This is a genomic window from Deltaproteobacteria bacterium (assembly GCA_016210045.1).
GTDB lineage: Bacteria > UBA10199 > UBA10199.
Genome location: JACQUX010000007.1, coordinates 1 through 17546 on the forward strand (window position 1 = coordinate 1; position 17546 = coordinate 17546).

Below are 17546 nucleotides of genomic sequence, written 5' to 3' on the forward strand. Positions count from 1 at the left end.
CCCCGGATCTATCCACACCACAAGTGCACAAAGAAACAGCGAGCGGTTGACATTTTTGGTGCTCTTTCTATGGTGCGCCGGCTATGGCGCTCTATCATCGGTTTTCTCGACAGAGTCGACAGGACTTGGATCTGGCGGATCGGATCGACATTGCACTCCATTGGTGTTTAGCGCGCTGGCGCTACGGACTCGCCGCGGTGCTCGTCGTCGCGGCAGTCGTCGGCACGAACGCGTGGTATCAGCACCGCGTGCGACAAGCGGCCAAGGCGGCGGCGTTAGCCTATTATCAAGCGGCGGCGAGCACACCGCACGATCGCGCGCAGCTGGAGCAACTCGTCGCCGCGTATCCCGGCACACTGGTCGCCCACCTCGCCCGGTTTGAATTGGCCGACTTGCACTTGCAAGCGGGAGAGGGCGAAGCCGTCCGCGCACTGATGACGCCGCTCACGGAGAGTCGGCGTGTCCCGGGATTTTTGGCCGCCACGGCGATGGAATGGATCGCATACAGTTACGAACAGAGTGCCGATTGGAATAATGCCGCCACCTGGTTTGAAAAGGCACTGATCCATCCCGACCAAATCGACCGAGAAGCGGCGTTACGCAACGCTGTGCGGTGCCTGCAGCAGGCAGGTCGCGCCGATGCAGCAACCCAACTCCTCCAGACCGCAACCGCCGCTCCAGCGGCAGAGCCCACGGCGTTAGATCGGGCAAAGGACATCGAACGGCTATGGCTCGCTATCGCACCGCAGTTGTCGCACTGACGCTCTCCTGTTGCTGTGTGCCGGTCGTCCAGGCCGCTCGTCCCGCTACAACCGCCCAAGAAGAGGCGGTGGCGCAGCCGGCGGGCAATGCCAATACGCTATTACCCAAAACGGCCTGGCGCATCCCACTCCGCAAGACCCCGGCGCTGGGGCGCGGCACCATCCAGCAGGGGCAACCCGTCGTGGTCGGCGACACGGTGTATGTCGGGTCCGCCACGGCCGCTGTCGTGGCCATCACAACCGCCGGAAAACCATTGTGGACGTATCGCACGCAAGGTCCGGTGGTGGCCCCAGTCACGTTGTCGAACAACATCGTCTTCGCGCCCGACACCAAAGGCTTCGTCTACGCCATTCACCAAACGGACGGCACTGAAGAATGGCGCGTTGAATTAGGCAGCGAACTCGCCACCCGCCCGCTCGCGGTTCAACAACGACTCTTCGTCGTCACTGCGCGCGGAGAACTGGTGGCCATCCACGCGAAGACCGGCAATGTCGAGTGGCGCACTACGGAACGGCTGACCGCCGCCCCGTTCCTCGTTAAAGGAGGCTCCGATCCCCTCCTCGCGGGCGGATTGATCGTCGCCGGTTTCGCCGACGGGCACGTCGCGGCGTACGACCCGCAACACGGCAATATCGTCTGGGATCACCAAGTCTCACCGCGCAACGCAGTGTTGCACGATGTCGACATGACGCCACTGCTCATCGGGGATCAGTTGCTCGTGGCCTCGGTCGGTGGCGGACTCTCCGCACTGCATGCGCGCACCGGGCGGCCGCTCTGGCGCTCCCCGATCGCTTCTCCGAACGACTTATTGCTGCACGGCGATTACCTGTACGTCAGCGGCGGCGGGAAGGTGTACGGACTCAACCTGCGTAACGGCTCCCGACAATGGCTCACCGATTTGCCCGAGTCGGAAGTCTCGGCCCCGGTGCTCGTCAACGGACATCTCGTCGTCGTCTCGACCCACAACACGTTGTATCTGCTTGATCCCCAACAGGGGACGCTGCTCGCATCGCGGCCGATGGGCACCGGCACTTACGGCCGGCTCACGACCGATGGAAACCAGCTGTTTATTCTGACAAACAACAACCACCTCGCCGCACTCCGATTTCCTTAGGAGTGACTGGGGAGAAAAGGGTGACTGGCAACTGGGGCGGACCATGTGAGCCCCGTTGCCGAGTCACCAGTCACCAGCCACCAGTCACCAGTCACCATAACGGGGGCTCGTACTCCACTTTCACTAAGTAAAGCCCCTCGGCGGGTGCCGTGGCACCGGCTTGGCGCCGATCGCGACTCTGCAGCACAGACCGCATAGAGGCCGGCGACCGCTTTCCCTCACCCACTTCCACCAGCGTCCCCACGATGTTGCGCACCATCTGCTTCAGAAAACCGTTGCCGACACATTCGATCACGAGCACATGCCCTGGCTGCGGAGCATACGCCGGCCATAGCCGATCCCAGGAAACGCGCCGCACGGTACAGCGTTCCAGACGCCGCAGCTGATGTTGACTCCGATCGTTGCTGGCGCAGAACGCGCGAAAATCGTGCGCACCACACAGTCGTTGCGCCGCCGCATGCATGGCCGCAATACGCAGTCCGCCGCACCGATGCCAGAGTCGGCCCCCTAAGAGCGCAGACGGCGTTGCTGCCATGTGCATCAGATAGCGATAGATTTTGCGGACGGCCCGATGGCGGGCATGAAATGTTGCCGGGACCTCGACGGCGGCACGCACCCGGACGTCACGCGGGAGATGTTGGTTCAGTCCAAGCGCAAAGGCCACGGCCGGAATGGCCGTGCGGGTCTGAAAGTGCGCGACTTGTCCCACGGCATGCACACCAGCGTCAGTCCGCGATGCCCCGACGAGCGCAGTCACTTCGCGGGTCATCTGTTGCACTGCGGCCTGCACCACTCCTTGTACGGAACGCTGCCGCGGCTGTTGCTGCCACCCACAGAAGTCACGGCCGTCGTATTCGAGCAGAAGGGCAATGGAACGCAGCATACGTGCGCTAAAACTGCACATGCACCCCGGCCGTCGTGGCCCAACCGGAAAGATCGAGCCCACCGCCGCCAAAATTGTTGACCCACTGGTAGCGACCGTCGACCACGAAAAAGACGTCGTTCCAGCCGTATTCCCCCGGGGCCATTTCACCCAACAACGGACTCAGTGACACCATCAGCCCGCCGCCACCGTGCATCCCCCATTTGAGCCCTTGAATCGTCGTCTCGGCATCGTGCTCACGGAAATAAATCATATCGAAGCCCGCCTTCACGAAAGGGATCAACGGTTGCGTTTCGCGATAATGCACCCGAAACGTTCCATCGAGTGCAACGGGCACGAGCATCAGATTGAACGCGTCCTGCGCCTCGGTCCCGCTGTTGATCCCGCGCATCGCCCCACTACCGTACAAAAACCCGAGATTGAGATCGACGCCATAGCGAGAAGCAAAGAGCGGCCCGCCGGCAATGCCGCCGGTCACGTTACAACACCCGCCGAAGAAACTTTCCATTGTCCCACCGGTCGGTTGAAAAACTCCACCGCGGAATTCCATGGTCCAGTGTTTGGGGTTGTACGGAAGGGCGACAGCAGAGATGGGATATGCAAAAGTCAAAATGCAAAGTGCAAAATGTAATATACACGACATGCGTCCGACATTTTGTATTTTGCATTTTGATATTTTCATTTTGCATTGCCCTGCAAAAGCAGCGAACACCCCGCCTCGCCCGCCAACCCTGCCGGCCCATACGTCGCTTCGGGCGACGCCGTGGCCGCAGCGCCTGTCGACAGGACCGCAGTGCGCGTGGCACTGATGTTCCCGGTATTATCGACCGCTTCCGCCGCCAAATAATACGTGGAGCCATTGGTGAGTCCCGCGACGGTCACTGTCGGCGTACTCCCGACCGCTGACTGCGCGGTGCTCCCGGCAATCTCCGCTTTCGTCAACACCACCGTAGGATCCGTATCCGCATAGACGCGATAGCTCGCGATATCGCTTTGGCTCAGCCGCTCCAAGTTCACATAGAGTTTCTCGTTGCCGAATCCTACGCTGGTTATTGCAACGGTCGGCGGCGGCGTATCGACCGTCACGACCGTCGCGCGCCGCCCTTCGTTGCCTGCGCTGTCCGTGACAAACACGTACACCCGATTACTCCCTTCACTCCACAGGCTCGCATTGCTGCTGTACGGAATCGTCAGACTCACGGCCGTATCGGCGGCAATCGACCCCGACGCATTGCCGCTACTATCCACCAACGCGCTCCCTTTGGTGCGCGTGTCCCCGCCGATCCGCAGATCATACGTGCCGGCCTCGTCGGTTTGCACACTCAACGTGACCGATCCACTGGTGCTGAGTGTGCTGCCACTGTCGTAGGTCACGCTGTTGATCGTCACAAAGGGATTATCGGTGACAACAGCAATCTTGCCATACGAGAGATAGAGATAGCCGTCGTCGCTGGCGATCGCGGGACCGGTGCCGCTGACGCTGAGCGGCTCGCCCAACGTCGAGGTGCTCCCGAGATCGAAGACCTCGCCGGTATCGGCATTAAACATCGACAATCCGTTACTCCCAACAACAAAGCCATACGTCGCGGAAGGATTGGTGACGTCGGCCACGACGAGTTGGTCGAGATCGCTGTTGGCGCTCAAGTCGATGGTCGAGAGCAACGTATTCGTGGTCGTACTCACGCGCTGCACACTCTTTAACGAACTATTCACGACATAGATCGATCCGCTGTTCGGATGCGCCGCCAACCCCTTCAAATTCTGTTGTAACGTCGCATCCAGCGTGATCGGACTGGCGACCGTCCCCGACGCACTCAGCACAAACAGGCGACCATTCGTAGTAGAGCAATAGAGCGCGCCGGTACTCCCGCTGACATTGCGAACGAACGTCATCGCGTTCACAGTGAACGTCGTCCCTGTCGTCGCCGTCAGCGGAATGCTCAACGGCGTCTGCGTGCTCGGATTGTACCGCAACAACGCACGATCGGTCTCGTTCAGGATGTAGAGTTGCGCGCCGTCCGGATCGTATTCCGCCAACGTGAGCGTCTTCCCCGACGCGATTGTCTGCTGCGTCGGCTTACTGGAGGGATCGCTCTGCTCATAGACCAACAACTTGCCCCCCTCTTGCGTGGCATACAGGAGGCCGTTCACGGTATCGACCGCTACGCCCTTGATCGCGCCGGAGAGGCTAGTATCGCTACTGATGTCGTACGGTGTCGTGCTAGTGAGCGCGAAGGTCGCTAAATCGATGATGCGCAACGTCTGGCCGGAGCTCAAATACAACAGTTGTTCGTCGTTATCGAGCCGATACCCAGTCGCCGTCTGCAGACCTAAATCGAGCGGCGGTTGACTTAAGCCCGACGGTCGACGTTCAGTGGAAGGATACGCGTGCACAGCCGCACTCCACCCGACGGCACACAACGTCACGATGATCGCCTGTCTGCACCATGTTGTCATGCTGAGCGAAGCGAAGCATCTTCTTGGATCACCACTGGATCCTTCGCTTCGCTCAGGATGACGACTTAGTTCGCCCAATACCGATTCACGACGATCTCTGCAATCTCCACGGCATTCAACGCCGCCCCTTTGCGGAGATTATCGGCCACAACCCAGAGCGCCAAACCATTCGGCAATCCGACGTCTTCGCGAATCCGTCCGACAAAGACCGCATCCTGACCGGCGGCAGTGCGCGCCAACGGATAGGCAAGTTGCGACGGGTCATCGACCACGACAATGCCGGGGGCTTGACGCAGCAGCTCGCGCGCGGCAGCGGCCGTGATCGGCCGCGTGGTCGAACAATGCACGGCCTCCGAGTGCCCGACAAAGACCGGCACGCGCACTGCAGTGGCCGTCACCGGGAGTTGTGGCAACGACAAAATTTTGCGCGTCTCTTCGATCACCTTCCACTCTTCTTTGGTGTACCCATTGTCTAAAAACTGATCGATATGCGGGAGACAATTAAACGCGATCGGATGTGGGAAGGCCGTCGGCGCCGTTTCCTCTCCGCTCAACAATGCACGCGTCTCGGTCTCCAGCGTTTCCATCGCCGCGCGTCCGGCACCCGAGACCGATTGATAGGTCGCCACAATCACACGCTCCAACCCCACGGCTTGTTGCAGCGGATGTAACGCCACGCACAGTTGAATCGTGGAACAATTCGGATTGGCGATGATCCCGCGTCGCCGCCAGTCAGCGCACGCCGCCGCATTCACTTCCGGCACCACGAGCGCCACGTCCGGCTCCATCCGAAACGCGGCGCTGTTGTCTACGACCAACGCGCCGGCCTTGGCCGCAATCCCGCAAAATTCGCGACTCACGTCGGTCCCTGCGGAAAAGAGGGCTACGTCCACTCCGCGAAAACTCTCTACGTTGAGTACCGCGACCGGCACTTCGGCGTCACGAAATGTCACGGCGTCACCGAACGACCGCTCCGAGGCCAGCGGGCGCAACTGCGCAACCGGAAAGTCGCGCTGTTCCAATACGCGAATCATTTCTTCGCCGACCGCGCCCGTCGCCCCGACCACCGCCACGGTGAAACCATTGGTCGTCATATGTTAACCTTTCCGAAAGAGTGCCTCTAATTGGTCGCGGCTCTCGGCCGCCTTGGCGTGTTGCGGATCCGCGGTACCGCTGCCGCCGCGAAATTCGAAATAGTCGCAAAAGTTCGACTTCTCTTTGTCGCTGACGAGTTCCGCTTGCGGCTCGTGGCATTGATGGTGAGCTCGCGGATCGTAGAATCGGCACTGCCGACAGCAATGGATATAGCCGCCGCAATGGGCACACACTTCACTCCGCCCCGGCTGAACCTGCTCCGGCAACGGCACCATCCCCCCACAAAACAGGCACGCGCCCGATTTCATGAATGCTGATCCCCACGCGGCAGGATATGGACTTTTTCCCGCAACACTTGCTGCGCCTCACGCACCGCAGTGCGCTGCTTGCGCAACTTCGCGACGACGGCTTTGCTATGTTTCCGGGTCACGAGTTCTTCCACTAATCCGCTCGCCAGATAGACGACGGCAATACCGAACAGCGTCGAGACCGGTTCGAGGGCCACCAACACAAAGACGCCGATCACGAGCAACAACGAGAAAAACGAGCGACGCGAACGCAAGTTGAGCTGTTTGAAACTCCGGTAGGGCAACGTCGAAATCATCAGCGCGGAGAGCAAGACCGTCAGGCCTACGACCCACCACTGTCGCAACGGAAATACCGGACCGAATTGTTGCGTGTAAAAGAGAATGGTGCAGGCGATCATCCCGGCGGCGGCCGGGATCGGGAGACCTTGAAAAAACCGTTTCTCCACGGTGTGCAGTTGGACGTTGTAACGCGCCAAGCGCAGCGTTCCGCAGGCCAAATACAGGAAGGTCGCCAACCAACCGATCCGATCGAAACTGGCCATCGACCAACTGTAGAGCATCACCGCCGGCGCGACGCCGAAGGCGACCAGGTCCGCCAGCGAATCAAATTCCACACCGAACCGGGATTCGGCCCGCGCCAACCGCGCCAACCGACCGTCCATCGAATCGCACAACCCGGCCACGATCACGCACCAACTCGCACCGCTGAAATCGTGGTGCAACGTCTTCACGATGGCCAAATACGCGAGCAGTAAGTTCGCCAGCGTGAAGAGGCTCGGGATCAGATAAATCCCCCGCTTGATCCCTTCGCGCCGCACTTCGCCGCTCGGATTCCCCAATTCGTCACTCATTTTCCCTCCACCGCAAATCGCGCCATCACACTCGCACCGCCCTGCACCCGATCCCCGACCTGCACGGTAATCGCGCAATCGAGCGGGAGATAGAGATCGACCCGCGAGCCGAATCGAATCAAGCCGCAGCGCATGCCGCGCGCCACCTGCTCCCCTTCTCGCAGATAACAAACAATCCGCCGCGCCACGAGGCCGGCGATCTGCACCATGACAACCTCGTGCTGTCGATCGGCATTGCACACCCAAATCGCGTTCCGCTCGTTATCCGTGGAGGCCTTCGGCGCGTATGCCACCAGAAACCTTCCCGGCGTATATTTGACACCGCCGATCACGCCATCAATCGGCGTGCGATTGATATGGACATCCGCCACCGAGAGAAAAATGCTGATCCGCTGCATTGCGCCACGACCAAAATACGGTTCCTCGACTGACTCGATCGCAATAACTTTTCCATCGGCCGGCGCGACCACCGCACCCGGCGTAGTCGGAATCTTGCGGGACGGATTGCGAAAGAACAGCGCGCACGCCACCGCCCATATGCCACCACTCCACAGCAGCCACGGGATCTGCAGCCACCATCCGGCGGCCAAGAGCGGCAGCCCCAGCCCGATGAACGGCCACCCCTCTTGAGTCACGATACAATGCCGCGGCACGCGCGGCATATTGCGTCCACTCATGGATCGTCCTTCGCGTGCGGAAGACGGCAGCACGCGGGCAGCGCGCGACACTTAGGCTGCCGTGTTGCGGTATTGGTTCAGGATCTGTTCGATCTGGTCACGACCGGCCAACTTCAACTTCTTCAGCCGATTCCGTTCCAATTGTTCTGTCGCCGTCAAAAATGGCTTACTCTCCAACTTTGAGAGCTGGCGCTCGAAATTGCAGTGCTCTTTCCACAACGTGGCGAGCGCTGGGTTATTTTGCTCGTACCGAGCGATCAAATCGAGATCGCTTTGTTCCATACCTCACCTCCTATTAAGTTCCGCCGGACGGCTTCCCCCGGCCTCACCGCTCATGGAAGGGATCATAGTAGAGGATGCTGAGGTGTCAAGGGGATGCCGGGACATGATGATGATAGCCGGGATTTCACCCCGCGCGCAACTGCCATTCCGGCATCCGGCCACAGCGCCCTTCGACCGCCGCTTTGATTCGCTGCTCCGCCACGAGCTGCTCGGCGAGCCCCAAGTCCGGGGCCATTGGTCGATCTTCGCGCAACATCGGCACTGCGGCCCGGACCGCCCGATAGGCCGCGGCGGCCCCTTTGCCGGGGGCATCGCGGCGTGGGTGCAAGTCGATGGCCTGGCATGCGGCCAGCAGTTCAATCCCCACGACTTGTCGCGCCAACGCCACCACGTCCCGCGCCTTTCGCGCCGCCCACATCCCCATGCTGACGTGATCTTCCTGCCCGCCCCACGTCGGGATCGTGTCCACGCTCGCGGGATGTGCCAAGGTCTTGCATTCGGAAACGAGTGCAGCCGCCGTCGTATGCGCCACCATAAATCCGGAATGCAGCCCGGGGGTCGGTGTGAGTCCCATCACTGCCAGCTCCGCCGCCTTCGGATTAATTAATTGCTCGATTCGCCGTTCGCTGATCGACGCCAGCGTGGTGAGCGCGATCGCTAACGCGTCCATCGCGAAGGCCAACGGCGCCCCATGAAAATTGCCGCCGGACAGAATCGCGTCGTCGTCCGGAAAGATAATCGGATTGTCAGTCACGCTGTCGAGTTCGCAATGAACCGTCGCGGCGCCGACACGGATCGCCTCACGCGCCACACCATGCACGGCCGGGATGCACCGCAACGCGTACGGATCCTGCACGCGCCCGCAATCGCGATGCGAGGCAACGATGGCACTCTGCGCCAACAGTTTCCGCAACATGGCGGCCGTGGCAACGGCTCCCGGATGTGGTCGCACCCCATGCAGCCGCGCGTCGAACGGCGTCACGGAGCCGAGCAACCCTTCAATCGTCAAGGCTCCGGCAATATCGGCGTGACACAGCACGACCCAGGCCTCCGTCACCACGGCGACCGCCACGGCCAACATCGCTTCCGTCCCGTTCAACAATGCCAAGCCTTCTTTGGCCTGCAACGTCACACACGGCAGCCGCAATCGCTTGGCGGCGCGCGATGCCGCCATGATTCGACCGCCACTCCGCACGAATCCTTCGCCGAGCAGCGCCAACGCCAAATGCGCTAACGGCGCCAGATCGCCGCTGGCCCCGACCGAACCTTGCGCCGGCACGATCGGCAGACAATCGGCGTTCAACCAGGCGGCTAAGGCCTCCGCCAACTCGACCCGCACGCCGGAATGTCCACGCGCCAAGTGATGGAGTTTGAGCAGCAGCATCAGCCGTACGATACCGTCAGGCAACGCGGCGCCGACACCGGCCGCGTGACTCACGACCAAGTTGCGTTGCAATTCCCGCAATTTTTCCGGAGCGATTTTGGTCCGCGCAAAAATACCGAAGCCCGTATTGATGCCGTAAATCGGTCGCTCGTCGCGCTCGTGGCGTTCGACCACGGCACGCGCCTTGGCCAACCGTCTTCGTGCGGCTGGCGCCAGTCGCACGTGAATCGGCTCGCTCAGCGCACGCGCCGCATCCTCCCACGGCAACCGTTCGCCATCTAATACCAAGATCGGCATGGCGAGTCCTTAACGTGCCTCGAGCAGCACTGCAACGAGAACCAACAACCTCCGCGAAGCATACGCCATGCAAAAAAACAACAACCCCTCCATAAGGAGGGGTTGTTGCGACTCAACGCCGATATTTTCGTCGCCATTTCGGCAGTCACTTCTTGCCGCACGCCGCGAGATCTTTCTTGCCTTGATAACACGTGCCAGTCTCATTCAGGGCCTTATCGCCGGCCTTCACGTGACACGTCGCACACGGTGCGCCTTCTTTCTTGGTGTATTCGGCCTTGGCCAACGCGTTGGTCGACGCAAACGCCAATCCGCAGAGTGCGAGCCCAGCGACGATGAGTTTCCCCTTCATAATTGCCTCCTGTTGGTGAGGATCGCACCACTGCGATCCGATGGGTTGGAAGATGACGCATCTAGATATTTTCGCCTATGATGTCGATCACGGGACCGCGCACGTCAAGCGACATCTCAGTAGCTGACAAAAAAAGGCCCCTCCGAGAGGAGGGGCCTTGGCGCAAAATCAACTACAACTTTTCAGCCCTACTTCTTACACGCCGCGAGATCTTTCTTGCCTTGATAACACGTCCCCGTTTCATTCAACGCCTTATCTCCGGCCTTCACATGACACGTCGTACAGCCCACGCCTTCCTTCTTTGCATAGTCCGGTTTAGCCAGCGCGGACGACGACACCATCCCCAACGCGACCACCGCCAGTACAGCACCGACTAGTTTCCTTTTCATCCCTGCCTCCTATGGTGTTGTTGTCAGCTCACCGAGCGTGGATGTCACGCTCATATAGACAGCGCATTTCCTTCATCGCCCCCGACATCACAATGACAGCGATCAGGCGTTCGTCCGACCTCACTCATCCGCCCAGTTAGTGAGCGGCTCCATACCCGCCGCCAACGCGCTCCCGGCATCATAGGCGGTCATCGCCGTGTCGATCTCGCCGGCAAAGCTCTCGAAGAGGGGCACGAGTTTTGGAAACAGCAGCGCAGCGAGGCGTTGATTGCGTTCGCGCAACGCCGCCCCGAGTAACGCATTGAAGCCCCACAAGTGGGTTGGGGCACGCGCCGTGTATTGTGTCGTGGCGGCATGCACCGCACTCAACACGGTGTGGGGTTCGAGGAGCGCGTTCTCCCGCAACGCCCGCGCAAGACCGCGGCTCCCCAGTACGATCGCCTCTCGCAACGCGGTCGCCTGCCTGGCAGATCGCCTCAGGGCCAGGAAACGCGCCTCTGCTGCCGCATCGGCACGGTGCGATTCCCAGCACTGCCTGCTACTCCCTATTGCCCTCAGCATATGCCACCTCCCTCAGCATACGACGCCCGCAAATAGCGAGGCGCCAAGGTTGCCACGTCATCCTGTTCCCGGTTTGCCAAGCGTTGCAGCGCCAGCCGCGCCAACCCATCCGCCGACGGAAGATGCCACGCCGGATCGGCAGCCACGACAATCCGGTCGCCCGACGCGGCGACCACTTCCGCGTAACGAAGCGCGCCATCTCCGAGGCAAATCACCGGTCGTCCGAGTGCCAAGAGTTGCTGTACGACGACTGCAGGAGTTGCCACTGATTCAGGAACGAGCGTTTGCAGCGCGCCGTCACTCCATGCATACGCGGCCGCGTACATCTCGCCGCGCCGCGCGTCGAGCAGCGGCGCAATGACCTGTTCCGTTGCCACACCGCGCATCGCCAGCGCGGCCAGCGCGGAGATGCCGACCAGCGGAATGCCCAGCGCCAGCGCCAGCCCCTTCGCCGCCGCCATCCCGACCCGAATCCCGGTAAACGTCCCCGGCCCGACCGCCACGGCCACCGCGTTCAACGTGCGCACCGGCACATCCGCGTCCCGCAACGTAGCCACAATGAGAGGGACCAGCTCCGCGCCATGACCGTTCACGACATGCGCACTGTGTTCAGCTAAAGTGACACCATTCGCGACAACAGCCAACGCCGCTGTGGTGGTGGAAGTATCGATGGCGAGCAGACATGTCATACGATGCGTGTGGTGTAACGCACTCACGCGTTATTGCCAAATGGGAAGTGCGTGCTGATCCCAATGGGCGATGCACGACGGATTGGCGTCCGACAGGCCGAACACGTGCGTCGCCCGCGTGGCCGGGCTATAGGCGGCAGCGAGCCCAACCGGCCCTTTCAGGCGGATCGAGCCGGCGGGACGATCGACCCACCGGTCGCCATTCCAGATCCACTGCAGCGGCGTGCCATCCATCCGGATCGCGTAGACCTCGGGACTCTGCGTGGTGCGGTTATAGACGGTGACCGGCGGCGAATCCAACTGAGTCGCGCCTAAGAATTCTTCGTGGCCATCCTGGCCCCATCCCTTGCCGTTCGCCAACCAATACCAATGGAGCAATCGATGATGTCCTTCGAGCGACGCGGGCAATTGCGCCACGGAAAAGAGATCGACGTGGCCATGCTCGCGATTCACCACCGCGACCGGCGGCGCGGCTAATGGCGTAGCGGGGACACCGCTCAGCACACCCATGTCTTCCCAACCGACGCCGGACGTCCACGTCCAATGGGTCACTGCAGCGACGATTTCCGAAATATCACACCGAAACGGTTCGTCCGGAGCGAGCGGATCTTCGCACCACGCTTCATGAACCCATTCCCGCTCTGTCCCCCACACCACTTCAATCCGCCGTGACGTGTCGTTGAAAAAGACGACCGGCTGTGTCACGATCGGCTCTTCGCTAAACAACTCCCGATGACCGCTGTTGCCCCATCCATCGGCTAACGGCGCATACGACCAACGATAGACGCGCGCGGGGTCACCGCCCATCCCAATGACTTCCAGATTGCCGTTCACCGAATTCCGCGCCAACGACGGTTCGCCGAAATCACCGGCATCGACCAACGTCTCGTGCGCATTGCGTCCCCATCCGGAGACCGGGTCGAAATACCAATGATACAGGCCCGCGACCGGAGGATCATCCGCCTCGACCTCAGTCATGCCGGTCGCGACAACGTCAATGCGACCAGTCTGTTCATTCACGACAACGGCCGGCGAAGAGATCAGCGGCACCCTCCCGAGCGGATACGATTGACCTGCGTAGCGCCACCCGTCCGGCGTATCGCCATAGAGCCACAACGTCAGCACACCGTCCGGCGCCCCTTTGCCGAACACGAAGACTAAATGATGCAGCGGCGAATACACCGCACTGAGCGCGGGGGCATAATAGACCTCGGATTGGGCAAAATGCGTCGGGTCCCAGTAGACGCCGCACCCGAGCCGCTCGCCGGCGCGGAGTCCCGCTATCGGTTGCACGAGCAGCCAGCCGCAAAACATCGCCGCCAGCGAACGCCGATACATTGTGGTTTTCATGATAGAGGAATCCGCTAACACCCGCCGCATGGGCATTGCAAGTCTGAAAGCAATCGGCGGAGAAAAAAACTACAGGTCGCTTGTGCTGTAGAGCAGGACTTTTTGGACACGGCTCGTCGGCGCCGGCTTGGCTTCGGCGAAGCAGAAGCTCAAGCCGCCCGGTGGCACCAACTGTACGGCACACGCACCACCTTCCGCGCCGGGCGACACGCGGAGTTTCGGGTATGCCGCTGTCAACGCCGGCCATGGGCTCCCAACTCCCAACCCTTCGCTCGTCTTGAAGTCAGGAGAGACGATCGTAATCCGCCAGACCACGTTCATTGCGGGCTCCAACGTGAACAAACGACGTCCGGACTGCATGACATCGTAGTGGCGATACGGCTCCCCCTCCGCTTGGCGCACCACCTCTTGCACTGTGCCGACGCCGCTGGCGCGGATCTGCTGCAACGCCGCGTCGATCGGCATCTCGATCCGGATCGGCCCCAACCCGCCCAGAGAGACCCGCCACGCATCACCGGCCCAGGCCATCGCCGCGATCAACAGCCACATCGCGACTACACCCATGCGTTTGCCATGCTGCATCACCGCTCCTCTCGCGCCACATCGTTGCAAACCAGAGCGTCATACTATTAGCGCAATCGCACTACTACTGGAAGGTTTATTCAGGAATCGGGTCGGACGGCACCAGCTCCGGCTTCGCCAGCGCATCGCCTTCATTTGCAGACACGGGCTCAATCAGTTCGGACGCGCCATTCCCAACCCCTCCGCTCGGCGCCGCAGCGCGACGGGGCCCGGCCGGCAACGCGACGCGGCCCGTCCGCACGACCGTTTCCAGCAACGGTACTGCAAATTGCCACGGCCTGCGGCGACTCGCCGCATTGAGTTCCGCCAAACGACCGCATTGCTGCGCAAAGGATTGCGGCGTGACGCGGGACTGGAATTGACGCAACTGCGCCCAGGCCGCCGTCACTTCTTCCGGATTCACAGTGGCGAATCTCGCCCGCAACACCACGAGCGCCAAGTCCAATGCCGCCATGAGCTCCGCGTCGACGAATGGGCGGACCCGAGGGAGAAATTCGAAGAGCACATGTGCCGCGTTCGGGTGATCGGGCGGATCTTGCAACAAATGGAGCGTGGCGACAACGCGCCCTAACCGCGCCAACGTGGCGGCACTTTCGCGCGTCAGTGCGGTCTCGAGAAACGAGAGGTTGTACATGTCTGTGGCAGTCGTCAGGGCCTCAGCATAGCGTCCCGCTTGCATCGCCTGCGCCAAACGGATTTCCATCTCCTGCTGCCGCCGCACGCGGGCTTCTGCCTCGCGTTGCACGAACTGCCGCTGGTTATGACGCCGGACCAGCCAGATGCCCAACACGGCGCCCAATGTCACGGCGACGCCGATCGTCCAGTACAGTGTGCTGTGATCATTGATCCGCTCGATGATCGCCGTGCAATCGGGCGGCAGTTCGTAACCCGGCACGGCTTCACAGTGTGCCGGCAATGTCGGCTCGTCGCACGCCGCCGCGACCGCACCGCTCAGCATCACTGCGACTGTTCGTTGGGCGACGACTGCCAACGCGAGCGGCGCTTGCGGCATTGCCGCGCGTGTCATAATCGACTGCTGCAATCCAGCCGCATTGCTCCGGCGAGTCGTGACCAGTGTGCCTGTGACGCCCACTGCGCGCGAAGGCAACGGCAGCTGCAATCCCCTCCCGACGCGCGGCAGACCGTTGCGGCCGCTACGAGGCCCCTCTCTATGGAGCGGCACTCGCCGCGATAAGCGATGCACGTTCATACTCACTCCTGTGGCCCCGGCAGGGCCTCCGCCGGTAGTGGCAGCGCGGGCGTCGGCACGGGAGGTGCTTCCGCTGGTGGTGCCGGCAATTCGTCGGCCATATCTGCGCCAAAATCACCCAATAATCCCAACGCAGCATCCGAGACGATTTCACGATCCACGACGCGGCGCAGTTCGGCGCGCAACTGGCGCGGCGTCAGCTCCTTCATCCCCTTCCACGCCGCCGTCAACGCCGCACGATCGCCGCCGCTGAGGAACTGGAGTTGTCGCCGCAAGAGCGCAATGCGCGGTCGCCACACGGCCACATGCGCGCTTTGTTCAGGCCACTGCGCCAACGCCGCGTCCAGTACACCCAAGACCTCTTCCGCCTTGGCGGGCTGGGACGCTTGCAACAAGACCACGGCGGCGGCCACTTGCATCCCGACATAAGGTTCCAGTTGGCCGAGGAAACGCGCGACTCGGGCCGCATGGTCGATCCAACCGCTCACCCCCCCGATCTGCGCCATCACCGACTGCAGCGTTGCCCACGACGCACGGCGCTGCTCGAGCCGCATGCGTTGCCGCAGCAACTCCAGACCGGTCAACAACTCCGCCTGTCCGCCGGCCGGCGCATGGAGGTTCGCCACTACAGCGCGAATCGCACGATCCACATCTTGCCAATGGGGAAAGTAGGGGAAAAAATAATCCCATTTGACCGCCGAGTCTCCCATTGCCGTGGCCAGCTCGCCCCGTCGTTGCCATTCGCGCATCGAGGCCACAACATTAAAGGCCTGCCAATATGCAGCCGCTTGTTGCGCCGCCGCATCGTCGCGGTAATATTTCCGTTGCAGGGCGTCACTGATCATAAATTCCAATCGATAGGCGCGCTGATCCGATCCCACCCACGCGGCAAAAATATTCGCAAATTCCGCCGCAATGTCCCGCAACACCGCCTGTTGCGCCGGATCCAGGATATATTGATACGGGGAGACCGCATCGGTCGATTCCAGCGGCCGTGGCGGATGCGCGACATCCGCAGCCTCTTCAGGATCCCGCATCGCCCACCGGCGCGGAGACTCCACCAACTCCCACGGCACGACGCCGTGCCGCAAGCGGGGACGCGCGGTCTCTGCTTCGGCGACGCGTCGCGTGATCGGCAGTCCGGCGCTCAACGAGTCGATCGCCGCAAACATCGGCGCCAGTGGTTCCAATACGGCGTCTCGTTGGGCGTCGTCCATCTCTCCGGTCAACCACAGCCCGTAGACGCTCCGGAAACTCTCCATATCAACGGTCGTGACCGACTCGTTGTCCGGGCCGACCGTATCCCGCTGATAGCGTGACAGGAGTTGCTTGAGCGTCGTGGCAAATAATGCTTGCTCGCCGAAGACGCGATAGCGCACGTAGCCACGCAGGAGATCGAACCGTTTGCGTCCGTCGTAAAATTGTGCATACTCCAAGCGACCGCGAGCAAAGCGGTCGGGATCACGCAGCCCCTCCACTCGATCTCGCGCCTCCTGGTAACTGTCTCCAAGCGCCGCGTCCGTCCCATCGAGCGCCCGCGCGGCCGCCGCCCAATCGCCGTTATGGAGATGCGCCAACGCCTGGCGCACTCCACTCTGGATGATGAAATCGTTCGCAATCAGCATATAGAAACCGAGCGCGTCTTCGCTCTCAGCGGAACGATACCAGCGTTTGACTTGACACGTCCCATCGCCGGCCTCTGTCACCCGCTGTCGCAGTGCAAAGTAGGCCTCGACAGCATCGTCCCAACGCCGTTGCTGCAGATGCTCGCCGGCGCGCTCGAGCTGATCCTGATATGCGGCCCGATCATCGCCATCCACCATCAATGCGCCCCGCGGACAGTCGTAGGACTGGCACCCGATACAGAGCAACGCCCCGAGAATGAGGCCTGAGAGCATCAACGGAACACTGGGCCGATGGGTCGCGGAATCGCTGGTCGCCGTGAAGGGCTCGAATGCCCGCCCCATATCGGCCGACGGCGCGGTGCGCACCCAATTCGGCAGCACCGTGCGATACGCATTCACGCGACTTCCGGCACCCTGTCGCGACCGCATGCCCACGGACCAAGCGTTGCCGCCACCCACAGCGCGACTGCGCTGCCCGTGCTGCGTCACAAAGGTCCGACGTGATCTAATGTGCGTTCGATACATAAGAGCCGTCCGCTGTTCCCAACTCGTTCTGTAGGCCATTCATCGGCCGCGCGCAAAAAAAGTTGCGTCGCCCAGCCCCTATCCACGGCCCTCGGCCGGGCGCAGGGCAAGTATGGCGTGGAAAGTTCAGGCGTTAGAAGTGTCGCACGACGGACG

Annotated in this window: 19 protein-coding genes; 2 read left to right on the forward strand and 17 right to left on the reverse strand. The window is 61.6% G+C overall.

Going from position 1 to position 17546, the window contains the following annotated elements; translation table 11 throughout:
• The first annotated feature begins 83 nt into the window (after positions 1–83).
• A complete protein-coding gene (locus tag HY696_01740) occupies positions 84–761 on the forward strand; it encodes a tetratricopeptide repeat protein (GenBank protein MBI4237124.1) in 678 nt (225 codons plus the stop codon).
• Positions 728–1876, forward strand: coding sequence for a PQQ-binding-like beta-propeller repeat protein (locus HY696_01745; protein MBI4237125.1), 1149 nt, complete (start codon positions 728–730; stop codon positions 1874–1876). The genes HY696_01740 and HY696_01745 overlap by 34 nt, the downstream gene beginning before the upstream one ends.
• A 91-nt stretch (positions 1877–1967) precedes the next feature.
• On the opposite strand, the gene truA is transcribed toward HY696_01745, so the two are convergent.
• The 17 genes from truA to HY696_01830 all read right to left on the reverse strand — a co-directional run bounded on the left by truA (position 1968) and on the right by HY696_01830 (position 17294).
• Entirely contained in the window at positions 1968–2759 is a 792-nt protein-coding gene (gene truA, locus HY696_01750) for a tRNA pseudouridine(38-40) synthase TruA (protein ID MBI4237126.1), read from the reverse strand.
• Positions 2760–2766: 7 nt separating this feature from the next.
• Complete coding sequence (locus tag HY696_01755) at positions 2767–3309, reverse strand: hypothetical protein (protein ID MBI4237127.1); 543 nt, start codon at positions 3307–3309, stop codon at positions 2767–2769.
• Between the two features lie 128 nt (positions 3310–3437).
• Positions 3438–5216, reverse strand: a complete 1779-nt coding sequence (locus HY696_01760; protein MBI4237128.1) for a hypothetical protein — start codon at positions 5214–5216, stop codon at positions 3438–3440.
• A gap of 65 nt (positions 5217–5281) precedes the next feature.
• Positions 5282–6310, reverse strand: coding sequence for an aspartate-semialdehyde dehydrogenase (locus HY696_01765; GenBank protein ID MBI4237129.1), 1029 nt, complete (start codon positions 6308–6310; stop codon positions 5282–5284).
• Positions 6311–6313: 3 nt separating this feature from the next.
• Positions 6314–6586, reverse strand: coding sequence for a hypothetical protein (locus tag HY696_01770; GenBank protein MBI4237130.1), 273 nt, complete (start codon positions 6584–6586; stop codon positions 6314–6316).
• A 29-nt stretch (positions 6587–6615) separates the two neighbouring features.
• Positions 6616–7470, reverse strand: coding sequence for a CDP-diacylglycerol--serine O-phosphatidyltransferase (pssA, locus tag HY696_01775; protein MBI4237131.1), 855 nt, complete (start codon positions 7468–7470; stop codon positions 6616–6618).
• On the reverse strand, positions 7467–8132 hold the full coding sequence (locus HY696_01780; GenBank protein ID MBI4237132.1) for a phosphatidylserine decarboxylase family protein: 666 nt from the start codon (positions 8130–8132) through the stop codon (positions 7467–7469). Before HY696_01780 ends, pssA begins: the two co-directional genes overlap by 4 nt.
• Positions 8133–8198: 66 nt before the next feature.
• Positions 8199–8429: a YdcH family protein gene (locus HY696_01785; protein ID MBI4237133.1), complete on the reverse strand. Its 231-nt coding sequence runs from the start codon at positions 8427–8429 to the stop codon at positions 8199–8201.
• 124 nt (positions 8430–8553) lie between these two features.
• Positions 8554–10110: a histidine ammonia-lyase gene (gene hutH / locus HY696_01790; protein MBI4237134.1), complete on the reverse strand. Its 1557-nt coding sequence runs from the start codon at positions 10108–10110 to the stop codon at positions 8554–8556.
• Positions 10111–10255: 145 nt separating this feature from the next.
• Positions 10256–10459, reverse strand: coding sequence for a hypothetical protein (locus tag HY696_01795; GenBank protein MBI4237135.1), 204 nt, complete (start codon positions 10457–10459; stop codon positions 10256–10258).
• 188 nt (positions 10460–10647) lie between these two features.
• Positions 10648–10848, reverse strand: a complete 201-nt coding sequence (locus tag HY696_01800) for a hypothetical protein (GenBank protein ID MBI4237136.1) — start codon at positions 10846–10848, stop codon at positions 10648–10650.
• Positions 10849–10968: 120 nt separating this feature from the next.
• Positions 10969–11409, reverse strand: coding sequence for a hypothetical protein (locus HY696_01805; GenBank protein MBI4237137.1), 441 nt, complete (start codon positions 11407–11409; stop codon positions 10969–10971).
• Positions 11403–12098, reverse strand: a complete 696-nt coding sequence (gene tsaB / locus HY696_01810) for a tRNA (adenosine(37)-N6)-threonylcarbamoyltransferase complex dimerization subunit type 1 TsaB (GenBank protein MBI4237138.1) — start codon at positions 12096–12098, stop codon at positions 11403–11405. Before tsaB ends, HY696_01805 begins: the two co-directional genes overlap by 7 nt.
• 30 nt (positions 12099–12128) lie before the next feature.
• The gene (locus HY696_01815; GenBank protein ID MBI4237139.1) at positions 12129–13448 is read right to left on the reverse strand and encodes a hypothetical protein; all 1320 of its coding nucleotides are present in this window, start codon (positions 13446–13448) and stop codon (positions 12129–12131) included.
• Positions 13449–13517: 69 nt separating this feature from the next.
• On the reverse strand, positions 13518–14030 hold the full coding sequence (locus tag HY696_01820) for a hypothetical protein (GenBank protein ID MBI4237140.1): 513 nt from the start codon (positions 14028–14030) through the stop codon (positions 13518–13520).
• 76 nt (positions 14031–14106) lie between these two features.
• Entirely contained in the window at positions 14107–15240 is a 1134-nt protein-coding gene (locus tag HY696_01825) for a hypothetical protein (protein MBI4237141.1), read from the reverse strand.
• 2 nt (positions 15241–15242) lie between these two features.
• A complete protein-coding gene (locus HY696_01830; GenBank protein MBI4237142.1) occupies positions 15243–17294 on the reverse strand; it encodes a hypothetical protein in 2052 nt (683 codons plus the stop codon).
• Positions 17295–17546 lie beyond the last annotated feature (252 nt).